The following is a 25,126-nucleotide window of genomic DNA, read 5'->3' on the forward strand; positions in this document are numbered from 1 at the left end:
CTACTCCTCACCGTTGCGGGACTCGCCCGAGCGGATGACCTCGGTCCTGCGGTGCGCATCGTCCAAGAGGCTGAACAGTTCGTCGTCGCTGGCCTCGTCGACACCGGCCGCGGAGCCGGTACGTCTGGCGGTCCAGGCCGCGAGAAGTGCTTCGAGGCGGGCCGCGACGGTCTCGTAGTCGGCGTCGGCGGCTGCCGCGTCCAGGGTGGACTTGAGCCGGTCGAGTCCGGCGAGCAGGGGGTCGGGTTCGGTGCCGCGCAGCCGCGTGTGCACGAAGGCGGCGAGGCGGGCCGGTGTCGGGTGGTCGAAGACGAGCGTGGCGGGCAGGCGCAGGCCGGTGTCCGCGTCGAGCTGGTTGCGCAGTTCCACGGCGGTGAGCGAGTCGAACCCGATGTCGGTGAACGCCTGGTCGGGGTTGACCGCCTCCGGTGACGAGTGCCCCAGGACGAGGGCGACCTGGCCCACGACGAGTCGCAGCACGTCGGCCTGCGTCCACACGCGGTCGGCGGCCTGCCTGCGCCGGGGCCGTACCAGCTCCCGCAGCAGGGCGGGCGGGTCGCCGGCGCGGCGCAGCGCCGGCAGGTCGAACCTGACGGGGGCGAGGGCGGGGGTGCCCGCGGTCAGCGCGGTGTCGAACAGGGCCAGCGCGTCCGGCGTCGGCAGCGGCCGTACGCCGGCCCTGGCCAGGCGGTGCCGGTCGGTGGCGGTCAGACCTCCGGTCATGCCGCTGGCCTCCGCCCAGTAGCCCCAGGCGAGCGACACGGCCGGCTTGCCCTGGGCGTGCCGGTGTGCGGCGAGGCCGTCGAGGTACGCGTTCGCCGCCGCGTAGTTCGCCTGGCCCGCGCCGCCCAGCACACCGGCCGCCGAGGAGAACAGCACGAACGCCTCCAGGTCCGAGGTCAGTTCGTGGAGGTGCCGCGCCGCGAGGGCCTTCGGCTCCCACACGCGTGCGAACTGCCGCGGGGTGAGGGATTCCACGACGGTGTCGGCCAGCGTGCCCGCGGCGTGGATCACCGAGGTGACCGGGTGTTCGGCGAGCAGCCGCGCCACCGCCTCGCGGTCGGACACGTCGCACGCCACGATGTCGGCGGTCGCGCCCAGCGCGGCCAGGTCGGCGGTCAGCGCGGCCGCGCCGGGGGCGTCCGGGCCGCGCCGGCCGACCAGCAGCAGGTGCCGCACGCCGTGCCGTACGGCGAGGTGGCGGGCGATCGTGCCGCCCAGGGTGCCGGTGCCGCCGGTGACGAGCACCGTGCCCTCGGGGCTGAGCGGCGAGGGCAGCGGTTCGGTCCGCGCCCGTTCGAGGCGGGGGACGTGAACGGCGCCGGCGCGGATCGCGAGCTGGGGTTCGTCCCCGGCCAGCCGGACCTCGTCGCCGCCGTCAACGTCGACCAGCACGAACCGGCCGGGGTGCTCGGTGGCGGCCGAGCGGACCAGGCCCCAGACGGCGGTGGCCTGCGGGTCGACGTCCTCGCCCGGCCGGACCGGCACGGCGTTGCGTGTGGCGACCACCATGCGCGGGGTGTCCGTGGTGAGGAAGTCCTGGATCACCCGCAGCGTCTCGACGGGCGAGGTGGCGTGGTGGACCGGGATGTCCGGTTCGGTGGTCGCCGCTTCCAGGACCGGCCACGCCACCTGGTACGGCACCTCCTGCGTGGTGGCCCCGGCCGGCCGGCGCAGGGTCAACGAGGCGATCTCGGCGACCGGCGCGCCCGACTGGTCGGCGAGGCCGATCGCGCAGGTGTCCTGGCCGGTCATGGTCAGCCGGACCCTGGCGTGCTCGGCGCCGCGCCACCAGGAGATCCCGGCGAAGGAGAACGGCATCTTCGCCCGGTCGTCGGCGACGGTCACGATCTGGATCGCGGCGTCGAGCAGGGCGGGGTGCAGGGCGAACCGGGTGTCGCCGGAGGGTACGGCCACCTCCGCATAGAGGGTGTCGCCGTCGCGCCAGGCCGCTCGCAGGCCTTGGAAGGCCGTGCCGTAGGCGAATCCGGCGTCGGCCAGGTTGTCGTAGAAGGCGTCGAGGTCGACGGCTTCGGCGTGCGGCGGCCACTGCCGTGCCCAGGGCTCCGGTGGTGCGGCGGGTACGGCGGGTACGGCGCCCAGGGTGCCGGTGGCGTGCCGTACCCACTCGCCGTCCGCGCGCGAGTGGATCGAGACGCTCCGCCGGCCCGCCCGGTCGGGGCCGACGGTCACGGACACCTGCACGCCGTCCGCGACCACCAGCGGTGTCTCCAGCGTCAGGTCCTCGACCGCCGGGCGGCCGACGTGTTCGCCGGCCCGGAGCGCCAGGTCCACGAACGCGGCGGCGGGCAGCAGGGGCGAGCCGGAGATGACGTGCTCGGTGAGCCACGGCTGCGCGGCGGTGGCGAGGTGTCCCGTCAGCACCACGCCGTTGTCGTCGGGGAGTTCCATGGCGTCCCGCAGCAGCGGGTGGTCGATCCGGCCGTCACCGGTCGGTGTCGGGGTGGTGGGGTGGAGCCAGTAGTGCTGGTGCTGGAAGGCGTACGAAGGCACCCGCACGTCCGAGGTCCCCGCCGTCGTGGTCGCTGTCGTGGTCGCGGGTGGCGTCCAGCGCACCGCGCCGTCCGCCCACAACCGCCCCAGCCCCGCGAACAACCGCTCCGGAGAATCACCACCACGCCGCATCAACCCGGTCCCCACCAGCAACGGATGCGGACCCACCTCCACGAACCCCGTGACCCCCTGACCCGCCAGCCACTCCACGGCATCGGCGAACCGGACCGGCTCCCGCACCTGCCGCACCCAGTACCCCGGCTCCCCCATGCCCACCGGACGCCCGGTCACCGTCGAGACCACCGGGATCGCCGGCTCACCGAACGACAGGCCCGCGACCACCTCACCGAGTTCCTCCAGCACCGGCTCCATCCGCGCCGAATGGAACGCATGACTGACCTCCAGCCGCCGCACCCGACGCCCACGACCCCGCCACGCCTCGGCAACCGCCTCGACCGCCGCCTCGTCGCCCGACACCACCACCGCGTCCGGCGCGTTGACCGCCGCCACCTCGGCACCCGGCACCAGCGACCCCGCCACCTCCTCCGGCGACGCCTGGAGCGACACCATCGCCCCACCCCCGGGCAACCCCTGCATCAACCGGCCCCGCGCACCCACCAGCACACACGCGTCCTCCAGGCCCAGGATCCCCGCCACATGGGCCGCCGCGACCTCACCGACGGAATGCCCCACCACAAAGTCCGGCCGCACCCCCAGCCACTCCACCAGCCGGAACAACGCCACCTCCAACGCGAACACCCCGGCCTGCGTGAACTCCGTCTCCCCGAGTACGCCTTCCCCGTCCTCGAACAGCACCTCCACCGGCAGGCCCAGCAACCCGCACACCTCGTCCAGCACCCGAGCGAACACCGGGAACTCCCGATACAGACCCCGCCCCATCCCCGCCCACTGACCACCCTGACCGGAGAACACGAACGCCGACCGGCCCGGGAAGGCAGTGCCCGTGACGATTCCGGGCTGTCCGTCGATCAGCGCGTCCAGGCCGGACGGGTCCGTCAGCACGGCACGGTGCGGGAACCGGGCCCGCGTGGCCAGGTCCGCGGCCACCTCGGCCGGTGTGACCTCGGGGTGCTCGGTGAGGAACCCACGCAGCCTGCGGGCCTGGTCGCGCAGGGCCTCGTCGGACTTGGCCGACAGCAGCCACGGCACCGGCACGACGGCTGCGGGCGCGGAAGCGGCGGGGGACTCGGGCGACGTCTCCTCGGCCGGCTCCGGGGCCGGTGCCTCCAGGATCACGTGCGCGTTCGTACCGCTGATGCCGAACGCCGAGATGCCCGCGCGACGCAGGTGGCCGCTGTCGGGCCAGGGCCGGGCCTCGGTGAGCAGCCGGATGTTGCCGGACTCCCAGTCGACGTGCGAGGTCGGCGCGTCGACGTGCAGCGTCGGGGGCAGCTCACCGTGCCGCATCGCCATGATCATCTTGATCACACCCGCCACACCGGCGGCGGCCTGGGTGTGGCCGATGTTCGACTTGACCGACCCGAGCCACAACGGCTCCACCCGCCCCTGACCGTACGTCGCCAGCAGCGCCTGCGCCTCGATGGGGTCACCGAGCGTCGTCCCCGTACCGTGCGCCTCCACCGCGTCCACCTCGGACGCTTCCAACCCGGCATTGGCGAGGGCCTGACGGATCACCCGCTCCTGCGACGGACCGTTCGGCGCGGTCAACCCGTTCGACGCCCCGTCCTGGTTCACCGCCGAGCCCCGCACCACCGCCAGCACCCGGTGACCGTTGCGGCGGGCGTCCGACAACCGCTCCAGAAGCACGACACCCGCACCCTCACCCCACGCCGTCCCGTCGGCCGCCTCGGCGAACGCCTTCACCCGACCGTCGACCGCAAGCCCCCGCTGCCGCGAGAACTCGACGAACCCCGCCGGCGTCGCCATCACCGTCACACCACCGGCCAACGCCAACGAGCACTCACCCGAGCGCAGCGCCTGCGCCGCCAGATGGATCGCCACCAGCGACGACGAGCACGCCGTGTCCACCGACACCGCCGGACCCTCCAGCCCCAACAGGTACGACACCCGCCCGGAGGTCACACTCGTCGCCGTGCCCGTCGAGAGGTAGCCCTCCAGGTCGGGCGGCTGTGCCCCGGCGCCGTAGCCGGATGCCCAAATGCCGGTGAAGACGCCCGTCCGGCTGCCCCGCAGCGACGTCGGATCGATCCCCGCGTCCTCGAACGTCTCCCACACCGTCTCCAGCAGCACCCGCTGCTGCGGATCCATCGCCAACGCCTCGCGCGGCGAGATCCCGAAGAACGCCGCGTCGAACTCGGCGGCGGCGTCGAGGAAGCCGCCCCACCGCGTGTACGACCTCCCCGGACCACCGGCCGGGTCGTAGAGACGACCCACGTCCCACCCACGGTCCGACGGGAAGTCCCCCACCGCGTCCACGCCACCCGACACCAGACGCCACAGCTCCCGCGCCGAGCCCACCCCACCCGGGTACCGGGCCCCCAACCCCACGACCACGACGGGGTCGTCCGACACCGGAATCCCGACCGGCATGGGTGGGGCAGGGGCCTGGCGCCGAGCGCCGACCAGGAGGTCCCGCAGGTGGCCGGCCAGCGCGCCGGGGGTCGGGTGGTCGAAGACCATCGTCGCGGGCAGCCGTACCCCGGCGACCGCGGACAGCCGGTTGCGCAGTTCGACCGCGGTGAGCGAATCGAAGCCCAGGTCCTTGAAGGCCCGCTCGGCGCCGACGGCCGCGGTGTCGGTGTGGCCGAGGACCGCGGCCGTCTGGCCGGTGACCAGTGCCAGGACGCGGCTGTGCTGCTCGGTCTCGGGCAGGGCCGCCAGTTCCCTGCCCAGGCCCGGCCGGTCCGTGCGCCGGGCGGGCCGGGTACGGGTGAGGCGGCTGAGCAGGGGGCGGGTGGACGCCGCCGACAGGTCGAGGTGTGCGGGGACCAGCGCGGGATCGGCGGCGCCCAGGGCCAGGTCGAACAGTGCCAGCGCCTGGTCCGTGGGCATCGGCAGCACGCCGGCGCGGGCGAGGCGCCTGCGGTCGGTGTCGGTGAGGTGTTCGGTCAGGCCGCTGGCCTCGGCCCACTGTCCCCAGGCCAGCGACACGCCCGGCAGACCCAGGGCACGCCGGTGCACGGCGAGGGCGTCCAGGAAGGCGTTCGCGGCGGCGTAGTTCGCCTGGCCCGGGCCGCCCAGCACACCGGCGGCGGACGAGAAGAGCACGAACGCGCTCAGGCCGAGGTCCTTCGTCAGCTCGTGCAGGTGCCAGGCGGCGTCGGCCTTGGGCCGCAGCACCCGGTCGATCCGGCCGGGCGTGAGGGATTCGACGACGCCGTCGTCGAGCACCCCGGCCGCGTGCACGACCGCGGTCAGCGGGTGTGCGGCCGGGATCGAGTCCAGCACGGCCGCCAGCGTGTCCCGGTCGGCCACGTCGCAGGCCACCACCTCGGCGTCGAAGTCCACCTCCGCCCCGCTCCTGCTGAGCAGGAGCAGGTGCCGGATGCCGTGCCGGTCGCGCAGGTGCCGGGCGACGAGGCGGCCCAGTGTTCCGGTGCCTCCGGTGATCAGCACGGTGCCGTTCGGGTCGAGCGGGCCGGGTGCCGGGGCCGCCTCGGCCCGCACCAGGCGGGCGGCGCGGGCGGCGCCGTCGCGGACGACGAGCTGCGGTTCGTCCCCCGCGACGAGGACGCGGTCGTCGGTGTCGACGAGCACGAACCGGTCGGGGTGTTCCGCCTGGGCCGCGCGGACCAGGCCCCAGACGACGCTGGACGGCAGGTCGACGGGGTCCGGCCCGACCGCCCCGCGGGTCACGACGGCCAGCCGGCCGTCCCCGTCGCGCAGGAAGTCCTGGAGCACGCCCAGCGTCTCGGCGGCGACGGTGTGCGCGGCCGCCACGGGGTCTCCCGCCGGGGGCGTGACGTGGTGGACGGCCGGGGGTTCGCCGCTGCTCTCGACGGGCACCCAGTCTAGGCGGAAGAGCTGGTTGGTCCCGGCGGCCGGCATGCCCGGCGGCCGGTGGCGCACGGTCAGCGCGTCGATCGCCGCCAGCGGCCCGGAGTCGTCGGCGAGCGCGACCCGGAAGGTGTCGGGGCCGGTGGGTGTGAGGCGGACCCGGGCCGTGGAGCCGGCCTTCCGCATCGACACCCCGGCGAAGGAGAACGGCAGGCGGCCGGCCGCCAGCAGGGTCAGCGGCTGGAGTGCGGCGTCGAGCAGCGCGGGGTGGAGACCGAAGCGGTCGCGGGTGTCGGCGGGCAGCGCCACCTCGGCATAGAGCTCGTCGCCCTGTTGCCTGATCTCGCGTACGCCCGCGAACACCGGCCCGTACTCGTAGCCCTGGGCGGCGAGGGTGTCGTAGAAGTCGGTCAGGTCGACGGGCTCACCGGCCGGCTGCCAGGACTCGCCGTTGTCGTACGGGCGGGGGTGGTCGCCGGTCGCCAGCATGCCGGTGGCGTGCCGCAGCCAGGTGCCGCCCGTCCGGGAGTGCACGGTGACGGGGCGTCGGCCCGTCCCGTCCGGTGCGCCGACGACGACCTGGACCGGCACGGAACCGTCGTCCGGCAGGATCATGGGGGCTTCCAGCACCAGTTCGTCCAGGACGTCGCAGCCCGCCTGCCGGCCTGCGTGCATGGCGAGTTCGACGAACACGGTGCCGGGCAGCAGCACGGAGCCCAGGACGACGTGGTCGGCCAGCCAGGGCCGGGTGGCCGTCGAGAGCCGCCCCGTGAGCAGCACGCTCTGGTCCCCGGCCAGTTCGACGACGGCCCCGAGCAGCGGGTGACCGGCCGATTCCAGTCCCGCCGCCGACACGTCGCCCTTCGCGGCCACGGGGTTCAACCAGTACGGCCGGTGCTGGAAGGCGTACGTCGGCAGCGGGACGTGGTGGGCCTCGCCGGGGAAGACCGGCGTCCAGTCGACGGCCACGCCTTGCGTGTGCAGGCGCGCCAGGGCGAGGTGGAATTCCTGCCGGCCGCTGCCGCGGCGCAGCGTGCCGGTCACCACGCCGTCCATCACCGGCACCAGGACGGGGTGCGGGCTGACCTCCACGAACACGCCGTGCCGGTCCTGCGTGAGGGCCTCGACGGCGAGGTCGAAGCGTACGGGTTCGCGGAGGTTGCGGTACCAGTAATCGGCGTCGAGGGCGGAGGTGTCGACCGGCTCGCCGGTGACGGTGGAGTAGAAGGGGATCGCCGCCGGGCGCGGTGTGATGCCGGCGAGGTCGGTGAGCAGTTGCTCGCGGATCGCCTCGACCTGGACGGAGTGGGCGGCGTAGTCGACGGGCAGGCGGCGGGCGCGGATGCCGTCGGCCTCACAGGCCGCCAGCAGTTCGTCCAGCGCGTCCAGATCGCCCGACACCACCACGCTGTCCGCGGAGTTGACCACCGCCACCGTCAGCCGGCCGTCCCAGCGGTCCACGAACCCGGCGGCCCGCTCATGCCCGAGGCCTAGGGAAACCATGCCGCCCCGGTCGGCCAGCACCGCCAGCGCCTTGCTGCGCAGGGCGACCACCTTCGCGGCGTCGTCCAGGGACAACGCCCCCGCCACGTACGCCGCCGCAATCTCCCCCTGCGAATGCCCGACGACGGCATCGGGTTCCACACCATGGGCACGCCACAGTGCCGCCAGGGACACCATCACCGCGAACAGGGCGGGCTGCACGACGTCCACCCGGTCGAGCGGCGCGCCGTCCAGAACATCGGCCAGGGACCAGTCGGTGTACGGGGCCAGGGCCTGGGCGCACTCGTCCATGGCCGCCCGGAAGACGGGGTACGCGGCGTACAACTCCCCGCCCATACCCACCCACTGGGCACCCTGCCCCGGAAACACGAACACCGACCGACCCGGCGAACCGGCCATCCCCGTGATGACGCGGGGGCCTCCGTCGGCGAGGGCGGCCAGTTCCGCCATGAGGTCGGTCCGGGTGCTGCCCACCAGGGCCGCCCGGTGGGCGAGCATGGTGCGGGTGGTGGCGAGGGCCCGGCCGATCGCGGCCGACCGGAGTCCGGGGTGGGCGGTGAGGTGGTCCGCGAGCCGTCGGGCCTGGGCGCGGAGGGCGTCGTCCGTCTTGCCGGACAGCAGCCATACGGTGGGCTCCGCGGAGTCGTCCGCGGCGGGTTGTCCGGGGGTTTCTTCCGGGAACTGTTCGATGACGACGTGGGCGTTGGTGCCGCTGGCCCCGAAGGCCGAGATGCCCGCGCGACGGGGACGCCCCGTCTCCGGCCACGGCCGGGCCTCGGTCAGCAGCCGGATGTCACCGGTGTCCCACTCGACGTGCGGCGTGGGCTCCTGGACGTGCAGCGTCGGCGGCAGTTCGGCGTGCCGCATCGCCATGACCATCTTGATCAGGCCGGCCGCGCCGGCGGCGGCCTGGGTGTGGCCGATGTTGGACTTCACCGACCCCAGCCACAACGGCTCGTCCCGGTCCCGGCCGTACGTCGCCAGCAGCGCCTGCGCCTCGATGGGATCACCGAGCGTCGTCCCCGTACCGTGCGCCTCCACCGCGTCCACCTCGGACGGTTCCAGCCCGGCATTGGCCAGGGCCTGACGAATCACCCGCTCCTGGGAGAGGCCGTTGGGCGCGGTCAACCCGTTGGACGCCCCGTCCTGGTTCACCGCCGAGCCCCGCACCACCGCCAGCACCCGGTGGCCGTTGCGACGGGCGTCCGACAACCGCTCCAGCAGCACCAGCCCCGCACCCTCACCCCACGCCGTGCCGTCGGCCGTCGACGAGAAGGGCTTGCACCGGCCGTCGGGGGCCAGGGCGCGCTGGCGGGAGAACTCCGTGAACTGGAGGGGGGTCACGCTCACGGTCACCCCGCCGGCCAGGGCGAGTGTGCACTCCCCCGAGCGCAGTGCCTGCGCGGCGAGGTGGATCGCCATCAGTGACGAGGAGCAGGCGGAGTCGACGGACACGGCCTGGCCCTGGAGGCCCAGCAGGTAGGAGACCCGGCCGGAGGTGATGCTCGGCGAGATGCCGGTGGCGAGGTAGCCCTCGGTGTCGGGCGGTGCCTGGTCGGGGCTGCCGACGTAGCCGGAGGACCAGATGCCGGTGAACACGCCCGTCCGGCTGCCCCGCAACGACGTCGGATCGATCCCCGCATGCTCGAACGTCTCCCACGCGGTCTCCAGCAGCACCCGCTGCTGCGGATCCATCGCCAACGCCTCACGCGGCGAGATCCCGAAGAAATCCGCGTCGAACCCCGCCGCATCCGCCAGGAACCCACCCGACCGCGTGTACGACGTCCCAGGATGATCCGCGTCCGGATGGAACAACCCCTCGACATCCCACCCACGATCCGACGGGAACGCCCCGATCGCATCCACCCCACCCGACACCAGACTCCAGAGCTCCTCCGGCGACCCCACCCCACCCGGCAACCGGCACCCCATGCCCACGATCACCACCGGATCGTCCGACACCGACACCGCGGGCACCACCGGCACCACACCCTTTGCCGCACCGGAGAGTTCGGCCGTGAGGTGGTCGGCGAGGTCGGCGGGGGTGGGGTGGTCGAAGACGAGGGTCGCGGGCAGCCGCAGGCCGGTGGCGCCGGCGAGGCGGTTGCGCAGTTCGACGGAGGTCAGGGAGTCGAAGCCGAGGTCGCGGAAGGCGAGTCCGGGGGTGATCGCGGCGGCGTCGGAGTGGCCGAGGACGGTGGCGGTATGGGCGGCGACCAGGGACAGCAGGTCCGACGCGGGGGCCTTCGGCGTCGGCAGGGTCTGCGGCATCGAGAGGTCGGCCGTGGTCAGCGCGGGACGTCCGGCAGCCAGCGCGGTGTCGAACATGGCCAGGGCCCGTTCGGTGCTGATGGGGCGGATGCCCTGGCGGGCGAGGCGTTGGCGGTCGGCCGCGGTGAGGTGGGCGGTCATGCCGCTCTCCTGCTCCCAGTAGCCCCAGGCCATCGACACGGCGGGCAGTCCGAGGGTCTGCCGGTGTGCGGCGAACGCGTCGAGGTAGGAGTTCGCGGCCGCGTAGCCGGCCTGGCCGGCGTTGCCGAGTACACCCGCGGCCGCGGAGAACAGCACGAAGGCGGCGAGGTGGTGTTCGCGGGTCAGCTCGTGCAGGTTCCAGGCGCCGTCGACCTTGGGACGCAGCACCCGGTCGAGTTGCTCCGCGGTCAGCCGTTCCACCACGGTGTCGTCGAGCACCCCGGCCGCGTGGACGACGGCGGTGAGCGGATGCTCGGCCGGGATCGAGTCCAGTACGGCCGCCAGCGCGTCCCGGTCCGCGACGTCACAGGCCACGACCCGCACGTCGACGTCCCCTTGCGCCTCCAGGTGCGGCACCGCGCCGCCGCCGCGGCTGACGAGCAGCAGGTGCCGTACCCCGTAGCGGGACACCAGGTGCCGGGCGACGGCCCGGCCGAGGGTGCCGGTGCCGCCGGTGATCAGCACGGTGCCGTCGGGGTCGATCGGCCGGGGGACGGTGAGGACGATCTTGCCGGTGTGGCGGGCCTGGCTCATCAGCCGGAAGGAGGCGACCGCCTGGCGGAGGTCCGCGGCGGTGACCGGCAGCGGCTCCAGTGTCCCGTCGGCGACCATCGCCACGACCTTGGAGAGGATGTCGCCCTGCCGCGCGGGGTCGACGTCGTTGAGGTCGAAGGCCCGGTAGATCAGGCCCTCGGGTGAGCGGACGTCCGTCCTGCCCAGCTCGACGAACCGTCCGCCGTCGGCGAGCAGCCGCAGGGAGGCGTCGGTGAGTTCTCCCGCGAGCGAGTTGAGGACGACGTCCATGGCCGGGAACCGCTCGGCGAACCGGGTGTCGCGGGAGGAACCGATGTGGTCGTCCGCCAGTCCGAGGCGCCGCAGGGTGTCCCACTTGGCGGGGCTCGCGGTGGCGAAGACCTCCGCGCCGCTGTTCAGGGCCAACCGGATGGCGGCCATGCCCACACCGCCCGCGCCGGAGTGGACCAGGACCCGGTCTCCGGGGCGCAGTTCGCCGAGGTCGAACAGCCCGTACCAGGCGGTGGTGAAGGCGACAGGCACCGACGCCGCCTCGGTGAAGCTCCAGCCCTCGGGGATCGCCGTCAGGAGCCGGTGGTCGGCGACCGCGCGCGGCCCGAAGGCGCCGGGCACCATTCCCATGACGCGGTCGCCGGGCCGCCAGGCCGTGACGCCGGGACCGACCTCGATGACGGTGCCGGCCCCTTCGCCGCCCAGCGGGGGCCGGTCCGGGTACATGCCGAGGGTGATGAGCACGTCGCGGAAGTTCAGGCCGGCCGCGCGTACGGCGACCCGTACCTGTCCGGGTTCCAGCGCGGCCTCCTGCCAGGACGGCAGGGCCAGGTCGTCCAGTTGCCCGGTGCCGGACTCGCTCAGCCGGTACACGCCGTCGGGGGCGGTCGGTTCCGGCGCGTACCTGGCCTGCCGCGGCACCAGGACGCCTTCCCGGCGCAGGGCCAGTTCGGGTTCGTCGCCGGCCGTCATGGCGGCCCGGACCGCGTCCTCCTCGGACGCGTCGCCCATGTCGACCAGGACGAACCGGCCGGGGTGCTCGGCGGCGGCGCTGCGGACCAGGCCGCGTACGGCCGCGCCGGCCACGCCGCGGGTCAGGACGGCCAGGCGCGCGTCCGTCCGCTCCGGCTGCCCGGCCAGGAAGTCCTGGACGAGCGCGCGGGCCCGCTGGACGAGGGCGTGCACGGAGTCCGCGTCGGCTTCCGCGGCGAGTACCGGGCTCGGCACCACCTCGGTCGGTGGGCCCGCGATGAGGGGTACCCACTGGGTGTGCAGCACCGCGGCCCGGGCCTCGGCGGCCGGACGGACGGTCAGCGCGGTGATGTCCGCGACCGGGTTGCCGGACAGGTCGGTCAGGGTCGCGCGGTAGGTGCCGGTGCCCGTGCGGGCCAGGTGGACCCGGGCGGACGACACACCGGTGGTGTGCACGGCGACGCCGGAGAAGGAGAACGGCAGCCGGACCCGGGTGTCGGGGCTGAGCAGGATCAGCGGCTGGAGTGCGGCGTCCAGGAGCGCGGGGTGGATGCCGAAGCGGGCGCCGTCGGGGACGGACACCTCGGCGTACAGTTCGTCCTCGCCCCGCCACAACTCCCGCACGCCCCGGAACGCGGGGCCGTACTGGTATCCGAGTCCGGCGAGGTGGGCGTAGAACCCTTCGGGGTCCACGGGTTCGGCGTTCCTCGCGGGCCGGGCGGGGCGACCGGGCGGCACCTGGCCGCCGAGGGTTCCGGACGCGTGGCGGACCCAGCCGTCGCCGCCCTTGGCGTGCACGGTGACCGGTCGGCGGCCGGCGTCGTCCGGGGCGCCGACCGAGACCTGGATGTCCGTGGGTGCGTCGGAGAGCGCGAGGGGCAGGTGCAGGACGAGGTCGTCGAGGGTCCCGCCGGCCAGGGTGGCGAGTTCGAGGAAGGCGGTGCCCGGCAGCAGGACCGTGCCGTCGACGGCGTGGTCGGCCAGCCAGGGGTGGGTGCGGGTGGAGACGCGCCCACTGTGCACGGTGGTCCCGTCGGGCAGTTCGACCGTGGTGCCCGCCAGCGGGTGCCCGGTGGCGTGGTCGCCGGCCGCGGAGGTGAGCCAGTAGGTGCTGCGCTGGAAGGGGTAGCGCGGCAGCCTGACGCCGTGCGGGCGGTCGTGCGGCCAGGTCACGGCGACGCCCTGGACGTGGAGGCGGGCCAGGGCGGTGTGGAATTCCCCGATGGCGCCGTGGTCGCGGCGCAGGGTGCCGGTCGCCACGCCGTCCAGGTCCTGCACCAGCACCGGGTGCGGGCTGACTTCCACGAACACCTCGTGGCCGTCGGCGGTGAGCCGGGCGGTGGCCAGGTCGAACCGTACGGGTTCGCGGAGGTTGCGGTACCAGTAGCCGGCGTCGAGGGCGGAGGTGTCGACCGGCTCGCCGGTGACCGTGGAGTAGAACGGGATCGCCGCCGAGTGGGGCGTGATGTCGGCCAGTTCGGTGAGCAGTTGCTCGCGGATCGCCTCGACCTGCGCCGAGTGGGCGGCGTAGTCGACGGGGATGGCGCGGGCGCGGATGCCGTCCCTGGCGCAGGCTGCCAGCAGTTCGTCCAGGGCCCCGGGTTCGCCGGACACGACGACGGTCGAGGCGGAGTTGACCACCGCGACGGTGATCCGGTCGCCCCAGGGGCTCAGGTAGCCGGCGGCGTCGTCCGCGGACAGCGCGACCGAGACCATGCCGCCGTGTCCGGCCAGGACGACCAGGGCCTTGCTGCGCAGGGCCACCACCTTCGCGGCGTCGTCCAGGGACAACGCCCCCGCCACGTACGCGGCAGCGATCTCGCCCTGCGAATGCCCGACCACCGCGTCGGGCTCGACACCGAAGGAGCGCCACAGCTCGGCCAGCGCCACCATCACCGCGAACAGGGCCGGCTGCACCACATCCACCCGCTCCAGCGACCCACCACCGGTCAGCACCTCCACCAACGACCAGTCGGTGTACGGCGCCAGCGCCGCGTCACACGCATCGATCGCCTCCCGGAACACCCGCTCCGAGCGGTACAACTCCCCACCCATACCGACCCACTGCGCCCCCTGACCCGGGAACACGAACACCGAACGACCCACCGGGCGGGCGGTCCCGGTGACCAGACCCGGCGCCGTGCCGCCCGCGGCCAGGGCGTCCAGGGCCGCGGCGCTGCCCACCACCACGGCCCGGTGCTCGAACACGGTGCGGGCGGCCAGAGCGCCCCCGACCGCCGCCGGGCTCACCTCGGGACGCGCAGCGATGAACGCGCCCAGCCGACGCGCCTGCGCCCGCAACGCCGCCTCGGACCGGGCCGACAGCGGCCAGAGGACCTGGTCGTCCGCGCGGCCCCGGGGAGAGCGTGCGGCGGAGTCGGCCTCTGCGGGCTGTTCGAGGATGCTCTGCTCGATGACGACGTGGGCGTTGGTGCCGCTGATGCCGAAGGCGGAGACGGCGGCCCGCCGTGGCCGCCCGCTCGCGGGCCAGGCGACCGGTTCGGTGAGCAGGCGAACCGCGCCGGAGGCCCAGTCGACGTGCGGGGTGGGCGCGTCCACGTGGAGGGTCCGCGGCAGCTCGCCGTGCCGCATCGCCATGACCATTTTGATCAGGCCGGCCGCGCCGGCGGCGGCCTGGGTGTGGCCGATGTTGGACTTCACCGAGCCCAGCCACAGCGGCTCGTCCCGATCCCGGCCGTACGTCGCCAGCAGGGCCTGGGCCTCGATGGGATCACCGAGGGTGGTGCCGGTGCCGTGCGCCTCCACCGCGTCCACCTCGGACGGCTCCAGCCCGGCATTGGCGAGGGCCTGACGGATCACCCGCTCCTGGGAGGGGCCGTTCGGCGCGGTCAGGCCATTGGACGCGCCGTCCTGGTTGGTGGCAGAGCCCCGGACGACCGCCAGCACCTCGTGGCCGTTGCGGCGGGCGTCGGACAGGCGTTCCAGCAGCAGCAGGCCCGCGCCCTCGGCCCAGCCCGCCCCGTCGGCCGCGGCGGCGAAGGACTTGCTGCGGCCGTCGGGCGCGCTCGCCCCCTGCCGGGACATCTCGGTGAACAGCGTGGGTGCCGCGTTGACGGTGACGCCGCCGGCCAGGGCCAAGGAGCATTCTCCCGAGCGCAGCGCCTGGGCGGCCAGGTGCAGGGCCACCAGGGACGACGAGCAGCCGGTGTCCAGGGACAGTGCCGGGCCGAGCAGACCCAGCTGGTACGCCAGCCGGCCGGACCCCACGCTCGACGCGGTGCCGGTGACCTGGTAGCCCTCCAGGTCGTCGGGGACCGGCCCGGCGGCGTAGCCGGTGGACCACATGCCGGTGAACACGCCGGTGGGTGTGCCCTCCAGCGCGGTCGGGTCGATACCGGCGTACTCGATGGTCTCCCACGCGGTCTCCAGCAGGATGCGCTGCTGCGGGTCCATGGCGAGCGCCTCGCGGGGCGATATCCCGAAGAACGCCGCGTCGAAGTCGCCGGCGGCGTCGAGGAAGCCGCCCCGGGACGTGCTCGACGTGCGGGGGCGGCTTCCCGTCGGGTCGTACAGGCGGTCGATGTCCCATCCCCGGTCGGCCGGGAAGTCGCCGACCGCGTCCACGCCGTCCGCGACCAGCCGCCACAGGTCCTCGGGGGTGCCGACGCCTCCGGGGTAGCGGCAGCCCATGCCGATGACCGCGATCGGCTCGTCCGTCGCGGCCGGGGCCCGCGGTGCGTCCTGCTCGCCGGACTCGCCGGACAGGTGGGCGGCCAGCCGTGCCGGGGTGGGGTGGTCGAAGACGAGGGTGGCGGGCAGTTGCGTCCCGAGCGCGGCGGTCAGGCGGTTGCGCAGTTCCACCGCGGTCAGTGAGTCGAAGCCCAGGTCCTTGAACGCCCGCCGGGGGTCGAGCCGCTCGGGGGCGGTGTGTCCCAGCACCCCGGCGACGTGGGTGGTGATCAGCTCCAGCAGGTCGGTGCCGCCGGCGGGGGGCGCGGGTCGGGGGGCCTGCGGCGGGCGGTGGGCCTCGGGCAGGTCCCGCAGCAGCCGGCTCGGCCGCGCGTGGGTGTAGGCGCGGGCGAACTGTGCCCAGTCGGCCTCGGTGACGACCGCGAGGGCCTCGTCGTGGTCGAGGACGTCCTGCAGCGCGTCGAGTGCCCGGCCCGGGTCCAGTTCGCCGAGGCCGAGCAGGGTGCGCTGGCGCCGCACGGACTCCAGGGCCGCCATGCCGCCGTCGGCCCAGATGCCCCACGCGACGGAGGTCGTGGCGCGGCCCCGGGCGCGGTGCTGTGCGGCCAGGGCGTCGAGGAAGGCGTTGCCGGCGGCGTAGGCCGCGCCGTGGCCGTCGCCCCACACGCCCGCGGTGGAGGAGAACAGGACGAAGGCGTCGAGGTCCGGCAGGAGTTCCGCCAGGTTCGCCGCCCCGGCGACCTTGGCCGTGACGACCTCGGCGAACTCCGCCGGTGCCGTGTCGGCCAGCCTGGTCGCCCTGATCACGCCGGCGGTGTGGAAGACCGCGCGGATGTCGCCGACGCGCGCGACGAGGTCCCGCAGGGCGTCCCGGTCGGCCACGTCGCACGCCGCCACGGTCACCCGCGCCCCGGCTGCCTCCAGTTCGTCGCGCAGGCCGGCCGCGCCGGGTGCGTCGGGGCCGCGGCGGGAGGCCAGCACGATGTGCTCCGCGCCCTGCCGCGCGAGGCGGCGGGCCACATGTCCCCCGAGCGCGCCGGTGCCGCCGGTGACCAGCACCGTGCCCCGCGGCCGCCAGGGCCGCGCGGCCGGGCCCGACGAGGCCTTGCGGCGCAGCCGCTTGGCGAAGCGCCGGGTGCCGCGGATCGCCACCTGGTCCTCGCCCGTGCCGGCGAGCACGACGAGCAGCGCGTTCACGCTCTCCTCGTCGGGCACGGCGGGAAGGTCGACCAGGCCGCCCCAGCCGTGCGGGAACTCCAGCGCCGCGGACGCGCCGGTGCCCCACGCCAGGGCCTGGGCCGGGCTGGTGACCGGGTCGGTGCCCGAGGTGCTCACGGCGCCGCTGGTCGCGCACCACAGCGGGACGGCCGCCGTCCTCACCGGGTCCGGGCTGCGCACCGGGTCCAGGGTGCGGACCAGATCCAGGGTGCGGACCAGGCCCGCCGGGAGCACCGGGTGGTCGGGGTGCGGCTCCTCGTCCAGCGCCAGCAGCGACAGCACACCGTCCGGCCCGGGCCGGGCGTCCCCGGTGCCGGCCACGTCGTCCCAGGTGTCGGCCACGTCCCAGGTGTCGGCCACCGCGAAGCCCCGTTCGCGCAGGGCCTCGGCCCACGGGTGCCCGGTCGTGGCCAGGACGAGCCAGCGATCCGGGTCCACCGGGGCCGCGGTACCGCTCGTCGGCGTCCATGCCACCTCGTACCGCCAGTCGTCACGGGGCACCGGCGGGGTCGCGGTCACCCAGTAGGGCTCGCGCTGGAAGGCGTACGTGGGCAGGTCCGCCCCGGGTGCGGTGCGGGGTAGGACCGGCATCCAGTCGACGTCGGCTCCGGCGGCGTAGAGGCGTCCCGCCGCGGCGAGGAACTCGGTGAGGCCGCCGTGGTCGCGGCGCAGTGTTCCGGTGGCGGCGACATCCAGCGCGGGCACCAGCACCGGGTGCGGGCTGACCTCCAGGAACAGGTCGTGGCCGTCGGCGGTGAGCCGGGCGGTGGCCAGGTCGAACCGTACGGGTTCGCGGAGGTTGCGGTACCAGTAGCCGGCGTCGAGGGCGGAGGTGTCGACCGGCTCGCCGGTGACCGTGGAGTAGAACGGGATCGCCGCCGAGTGGGGTGTGATGTCGGCCAGTTCGGTGAGCAGTTGCTCGCGGATCGCCTCGACCTGGACGGAGTGGGCGGCGTAGTCGACGGGCAGGCGGCGGGCGCGGATGCCGTCGGCCTCGCAGGCGGCCAGCAGTTCGTCCAGCACGTCGAGGCCGCCGGACACCACGACCGCCGCGGGTCCGTTCACCACGGCGGTGGTCAGCCGCTCGCCCCAACGGGCCAGGTAGCCGGCGGCCTGTTCGACGGACAGCGCGAGGGACACCATGCCGCCCCGGTCGGCGATGGCGGCCAGTGCCCTGGACCGCAACGCCACGACCTTGGCGGCGTCGCCCAGCGACAGCGCGCCGGCGACGTACGCGGCGGCGATCTCCGCCTGGGAGTGGCCGACCACGGCGTCCGGCTGCACGCCGTAGGACCGCCACAGGTCGGCCAGCGCCACCATGACGGCGAACAGGGCCGGCTGCACCACGTCGACGCGGTCCAGCGAGCCGTGACGCAGTTCGTCGACCAGCGACCAGTCGGTGTACGGGGCCAGGGCGGCGGCGCAGGCGTCGATGCCGGCGCGGAAGACCTCGGACTGCTCGTACAGGTCACGGCCCATGCCCGCCCACTGCGCCCCCTGTCCGGGGAAGACGAACACGGTCCCGCCGGTACGGGCCGGCAGGCCAGACACGCCCGGCATTCCCGGCAGGGCCGGCAGTCCCGACGGGAGTGCGGCCAGGCCGGACAGCAGGTCGTCCCGGTCGGCGCCGACCACCGCGGCCCGGTGCTCGAACCGGGTGCGGGCGGCCAGTGCGCGGCTGATCGCGGCGGCCGGGACGTCGGGGTGGGCGGTCGCGTACGCGTGCAGCCGCTCGGCCTGGGCGCGCAGCGCGGCACCGGTCTTCGCGGACAGCAGCCAGGCGGTGGGGGCGGCCCGGCCGGCGGGTTCGGGAAGGGGGCCGGGGTCCGGGTCGGAGGACTGCTCGATGCTGCTCTGCTCGACAATGAGGTGGGCGTTGGTGCCGCTGATGCCGAAGGCCGAGATGCCGGCGCGGCGCGGGTGCTCGTGCTCCGGCCACGGCCGGGCCTCGGTCAGCAGCCGGACCGCGCCGGAGGCCCAGTCGACGTGCGGGGAGGGGGCGTCTATGTGCAGGGTGCGCGGCAGTTCGCCGTGCCGCATCGCCATGACCATCTTGATCAGGCCCGCGACGCCGGCGGCGGCCTGGGTGTGGCCGATGTTGGACTTCACCGACCCCAGCCACAACGGCTCCACCCGGTCCCGGCCATAAGTCGCCAGCAGCGCCTGCGCCTCGATGGGGTCGCCGAGCGTCGTCCCCGTACCGTGCGCCTCCACCGCGTCCACCTCGGACGGCTCCAACCCGGCATTGGCGAGGGCCTGACGAATCACCCGCTCCTGCGACGGACCGTTCGGCGCGGTCAACCCGTTGGACGCCCCGTCCTGGTTCACCGCCGAGCCCCGGACGACCGCCAGCACCCGGTGGCCGTTACGACGGGCGTCCGACAGACGTTCCAGCAGCACCAAGCCGGCGCCCTCGGCCCAGCTGGTGCCGTCGGCCGCGGCGGCGAAGGGCTTGCTGCGGCCGTCCGCCGCGAGGCCGTGCTGGCGGGAGAACTCGGTGAAGCCCAGCGGTGTCGCCATGATCGTGACGCCGCCGGCGAGCGCCAGCGAGCACTCGCCCGCGCGCAGGGCCTGGGCGGCCAGGTGGACGGCGACCAGGGAGGACGAGCAGGCGGTGTCCACGGACAGCGCCGGACCGCGCAGCCCGAGGTGGTAGGCGACCCGGCCGGACGTGACGCTGGTCGCGACGCCGGTGAACAGGTAGCCCTCCAGGTCCTCCGGCAGGCCCGGCCCGGTCGCGTAGCCGGACGACCAGACGCCGGTGAACACGCCGGTGTGGCCGCCGCGCAGCGAGGCCGGGTCGATCCCGGCGTGCTCGAAGGTCTCCCAGGCCGTCTCCAGCACGAGCCGCTGCTGCGGGTCCATGGCGAGCGCCTCGCGGGGCGAGATGCCGAAGAACGGGGCGTCGAAGCCGGCCACCGCGTCCAGGAACCCGCCCCGGGTGGTGTACGTGGTGCCCGCGCCGCGCAGGTCCGGGTCGTACAGGCCGCCCAGGTCCCAGCCGCGGTCGTCCGGGAAGTCGCCGATCGCGTCCACGCCCTCCGCGACGAGCCGCCACAGGTCGTCCGGCGAGGCCACCCCGCCGGGGAGGCGGCAGCCCATCCCCACGATGACGACCGGGTCGTCGTGGGCGGTCTGGGCGGCGGGGGCGGCCGGGGCCGGCCGGTCGCCGGGGCCGGTGCGCAGCCAGTCGATCAGCTCCGCGGGCGTCGGGTGGTCGAAGACGAGACCGGAGGGCAGTTGCCGGTCCAGGGCGCCGGCCAGGCGGTTGCGCAGTTCGAGCCCGGTGACCGAGTCGAAGCCGAGGTCCTTGAAGGTGAGCGCGGAATCGATGTCCGCGGGGTCCTCGTGGCCCAGCACGAGCGCGATCTGCTCGGTGACCACGGCGGCCGCGTCGACCGTGTCGTCCGGCTCGGGGTCGACGGTGCTGCCCGACTCGGGGTCGCCCGTGTCCGTGCCGCCCGTGTCCCTGCCGCCCGCCCCGGTGTCGCGGGTCTCCGGGCCGCCGTCCGGCCGGCCGGGCGCGGCGGTCTCCGTCGCGTGCGTCCCCGGGGCGGCCGGGGTCCGTCCGCGCTGCCCGGCTGTCGCTTCGGGCAGCCAGTACGAACGGCGTTGGAAGGCGTACGTGGGCAGGTCGACCGGCGCGGCCCCGGCGACGGCCGGGGACCAGTCGACCGGCACGCCGGCCACGAACAGCCGGGACAGCGCGGTCAGGAAGACGTCCGGCCCGCCCCGGTCACGGCCCAGCGTGCCGGTGGCGACGCCGGGCACGCCGGTCCGCTCGCGGGCCTGTTCCAGGGTCTGTTCGAGGGCGGGCAGCAGCACCGGGTGCGGGCTGACCTCGACCACGACGTCGTGCCCGTCCGCCAGCAGTGCGGCGGTGACCAGGTCGAAGCGGACCGGCTCGCGCACGTTGCGGTACCAGTAGCCGGCGTCGAGCTCCGTGGTGTCGTCGAGGAGGCCACCGGTGACCGCGGAGTAGTACGGGATGGTGCCCTGCCGCGGCCGCACACCGTCCAGTTCGGTGAGCAGCCGCTCGCGGATCGCCTCGACGTGCGCGCAATGGGAGGCGTAGTCCACCGGGACGACGCGTGCGCGGACACCGTCCGCCGCGCAGGACTCGACCAGTTCGGACAGGGCCTGCGTGTCGCCGGACACCACGACCGAGCCGGTGGCGTTGACCACGGCGACCGTCAGCGCGCCGCCCCAGCGCGACACGTGCTCCTCGGCCCGCTCGGCGGACAGGGCCACGGACACCATGCCGCCCCGGCCGGTCAGCGCCACCAGCGCGCGGCTGCGCAGTGCCACGATCCGGGCCGCGTCGGACAGCGACAGCGCGCCCGCGACGTAGGCCGCGGCGATCTCGCCCTGCGAGTGCCCGACCACCGCGTCGGGCTCGACGCCGAAGGAGCGCCACAGTGCCGCCAGGGACACCATCACCGCGAACAGGGCGGGCTGCACGACGTCCACCCGGTCGAGCGGGGCGCCGTCCAGGACATCGGCCAGGGACCAGTCGGTGTACGGGGCCAGGGCCTGGGCGCACTCGTCCATGGCGGCCCGGAAGGCTGGGTACGCGGCGTACAGCTCCCGGCCCATGCCGACCCACTGCGCGCCCTGGCCGGGGAACACGAAGACGGTACGGCCCGGGGTGCCGGCCCGGCCGGCGGCGACCTGCGCGGAGTCGAGCAGGACCGCGCGGTGCGCGAAGTGGGTTCTGGTGGTGGCCAGCGCGTGCGCGACCTCGGCGCCGGTCAGGTCCGGGTGGCTGCGCACGTGGTCGCGCAGGCGCTCGATCTGCGCTCGCAGCGCCTGCTTGGTCCGCGCCGTGACGATCCACGGCGCCGGCCGGGCCTCGGGGGCGGGCCGCCGGGCCGGCGGGCCGGCCGCATCGGGCGCCTGCCCGACGATCACGTGCGCGTTGGTGCCGCCCATGCCGAACGACGACACTCCGGCGAGCAGGGGCGCGTCCGGCCTCGGCCACGGGGTCAGAGCGGTCTGGACCCGCAGCGCCAATGCGTCGAGAGGGATGCCGGGGTTGGGGGTTTCGTAGTTCAGGCTCGGCGGCAGTGCGCGGTGGTGCACGCTGAGGACGGCCTTGAGCAGACCGACGATGCCCGCGGCGCCTTCCAGGTGGCCGACGTTCGTCTTGGCGGATCCGACCCGCAGGGCGCCGTCGGCGTCGCCGGACCCGGCCGGGTCGCGGTAGGCCGCCGCGAGGGCGGCGGCCTCGACGGGGTCGCCGACAGCGGTGCCGGTGCCGTGCAGCTCCACGTACTGCACATCCGCGGGACGCACGCCGGCACGGGCCAGTGCCTCGCGGATGACCTGTTCCTGGGCCTGCGCGCTGGGCACGGTCAGGCTCCGTGTGGCGCCGTCGTTGTTGACCGCGCTGCCCCGGACGACACCGTAGACGCGGTCCCCGTCGGCCAGGGCCCGGTCCAGCGGTTTCAGGACGAGGAAGGCGCCGCCCTCGCCGCGGACGAAGCCGTTGGCCCGGGCGTCGAAGGTGAAGCAGCGGTCGTCCGGGGACAGGCCGCCGAACTCCGCCGCTCCCTCCTCCCGGGCGGCGGTCAGGTTGAGGTTCACCCCGCCGGCCAGGGCGAGCGCCGACTCGCCGCGGCGCAGGCTCTCGACCGCCAGATGAACCGCGACCAGCGCCGACGACTGGGCCGTGTCGACCGTCATGCTCGGTCCGCGCACACCGAGGAAGTGCGAGACGCGGTTGGCGATGACGCCCCGGCTGGTGCCGGTCAGCGTGTGCGGCGTGATGTGACCGGGGTAGGCCAGCGACGTGTAGTCCTCCCACATCGAGCCGACGAACACCCCCGTCGGACTGCCCGTCAGTGTGCTGGGCACGATCCGGGCGTCCTCCAGGGCCTCCCAGGCGAGTTCGAGCATGAGCCGCTGCTGCGGGTCCATGCCGGCGGCCTCGCGGGGGGACACACCGAAGAACGCGGCGTCGAAGCCGTCCACCCGGTCCAGGTAGCCGCCGTGCCGTACGCCCTGCCGGCCCGCGGGCGGCGCGGTGATCGCGTCGGACCCGTCGCACAGCAGTCGCCAGAACGCCTCCGGATCCGGGGCTTTCGGCAGCCTGCCCGCCATTCCGATGACAGCGACACGATCAGCGTCCGAATCCAAGGGGAAGCGCATCACATCGACACCTCGTGAGCCGGGGAATGAAGGAAGGCAGGGGGGGTGTTTCCGTAGCAGTCCCGATGGTGCGGCTCCGGTCGCGCAAGCAGCCGGAGCATCGAGCGCGCGGGCAGCCCGGCGGCCCGGTGGTATCCGAACCCGGGACTCGACGGCGCTTCGGGCGCCTGGATCAGTGGAGCGGTCCCTCGAAAGCGACAGCGCTGGCGACGCTCTCCGAGGAAGATGCACTGGTGAGCTGAGCGTGGGGGCCGGGGCGATGATCGCCCCGCCGCGCAGACGAGCATGGCAGCAACATCACGCCGTCGCCATAGGCGATGCGGAGGCTGTCTCAAACGAGGCACATCACAACGTCATATGCCTGCACGACCAAGGCGCCGTGGCGAAATCCGTCCCGTGCCCCATGAAACGCGCCGATTCTCAACGACGGCCCGTCGCAGTGTCCACCGGCGGACCCGCCGGCGAATCTGCCGGTGAACCTGCCGGTTCGGTCACAGTAGTTCGTCCACACCCCGAACCGTCACGACCGGGCCGGGTCCACGGGCACCGTCGACGCCGCCGGTGACAACGCCCTAGAATCCCCTTCGCACTCGCGCAGAAGAACGCCCTCGACCGCCATCCGCCCACCCGGGACGACCTCCGCACGGCGATCACCCCCCGGATCGAGCGAACCGAGCACCGGCGCCACCGACGGCTCCGACCGAACCGTTCGCCCCCCTCGACGTCGAGACGATCGCGAAGCGCCACCGCCCCCCCCCGGCGGCACACCACCCAGCTGTCACCGATCCGCGCACCGGCCCCGGCCGTTCGCGCCCGGCACCCGGCGCCCGGACCTGGTGACATCCAGTCAGGAGGCAGCGATGCGAGCCACGTTCCCCCTCACCACACCGCACCACCTCGACAACGAGCCCGAAGCCGAGGCCCTGCTCGCGAAGGCCCCGGTCGTCCTCGCGTCGATGGGTACGGCGGACGTCTGGCTCGCCCTTTCCTACAAGGCGGTGCGCCAGGTCCTGAGCGACAGCCGGTTCAGCCGGGAGGCGGCCACACTTCCGGGCAGCCCGCTGAAACTGTCCGTCGCCGCCGACCCGCTACTGGTCACCAGCCTGGACGGCGAACGCCACGCCCGCCTGCGCAAACTGATGTCGCAGGCGTTCAGCCCGCGCATGGTCGATCAGCTCGAACCACGCGTGCAGTCCATCGCCGACTCCCTGCTCGACTCCCTCGATCCAACCGCGGATCTTGTGGCGGGCCTCTGCGCTCCACTGCCGTTGATGGTCATCTGCGAGCTGCTCGGCGTGCCCTACTCCGAGGCGGAGGCCATCCGCAGGTGGACCAGGCGGCTGTTCGTCACGAACATCACTCCGGACGAACTGCGGGCCACACAGGGCGAGATGCAGGACTGGCTCGCCGACCTGGTCCGTCAGAAGCGGGCGCAGCCGGACAACGGGCTGATCTCGGCGATGGTCGCCGCCAACGACGAGGGCGACCACCTCACCGAACCCGAGCTGCTGGCCAACCTCGAAGGCCTGCTGATCGCCGGCCACGAGACGACCGTCAACCAGCTGGGCAACTCGTTCCTGACCCTGCTGCGCCACCCGGACCAACTCGCGCTGCTGCGGTCGTCACCGGACCTGATCGGACCGGCGGTCGACGAACTACTGCGCTACAGCAGGCTCTTCACCTCGGCCGAGGTCCGGGTCACGACCGAGCCCGTCGATCTGGAGGGCGTCGAACTGGGGGCGGGCGAACCGGTGTTGCCGGTCATCGTCGCGGCCAACCGCGACCCCGGCGTGTACCCGGATCCCGGCCGCTTCGACATCACGCGCGAAGGACCGGCAGCACACCTCGCCTTCGGGCACGGGCCGCACTTCTGCCTCGGCGCGATACTGGCCCGCCGGGAGATGCGGGTGGCGATCGGCTCCGTGGTGAAACGGTATCCGGGACTGCGCCTCGCCGTTGACGAGTCCGAGCTCGCCTACGTACCGGAACTGGTCTTCCGCGGCCTGCAGGCGCTGCCGGTCACCTGGTGATCCGCGGCCCCTCGCCGCCACCACCGTCCCCCTCCTCCGCTACGGCCTCGCGCTCACCCGCAAGGAGGCCGCCGCTCCCGCCACGGCCGTGCCGGCGAGCGCCTGACCCGGCGCCCCCGGGGGACCGAGAGCCATCGGACTCCGGTGGCCTG

General features: G+C 74.3%; 2 protein-coding genes. One reads left to right on the plus strand and one right to left on the minus strand.

The window, feature by feature from the left end:
• Positions 1–22,944, minus strand: a complete 22,944-nt coding sequence (locus ACFVVA_RS01685; RefSeq protein ID WP_387684636.1) for an SDR family NAD(P)-dependent oxidoreductase — start codon at positions 22,942–22,944, stop codon at positions 1–3.
• Between the two features lie 860 nt (positions 22,945–23,804).
• On the opposite strand from ACFVVA_RS01685, the gene ACFVVA_RS01690 reads away from it, so the two are divergent.
• Positions 23,805–24,974: a cytochrome P450 gene (locus ACFVVA_RS01690; protein WP_387684638.1), complete on the plus strand. Its 1,170-nt coding sequence runs from the start codon at positions 23,805–23,807 to the stop codon at positions 24,972–24,974.
• Positions 24,975–25,126 lie beyond the last annotated feature (152 nt).

This window comes from Kitasatospora sp. NPDC058048 (genome assembly GCF_042885555.1).
GTDB lineage: Bacteria > Actinomycetota > Actinomycetes > Streptomycetales > Streptomycetaceae > Kitasatospora > Kitasatospora lactacystinica.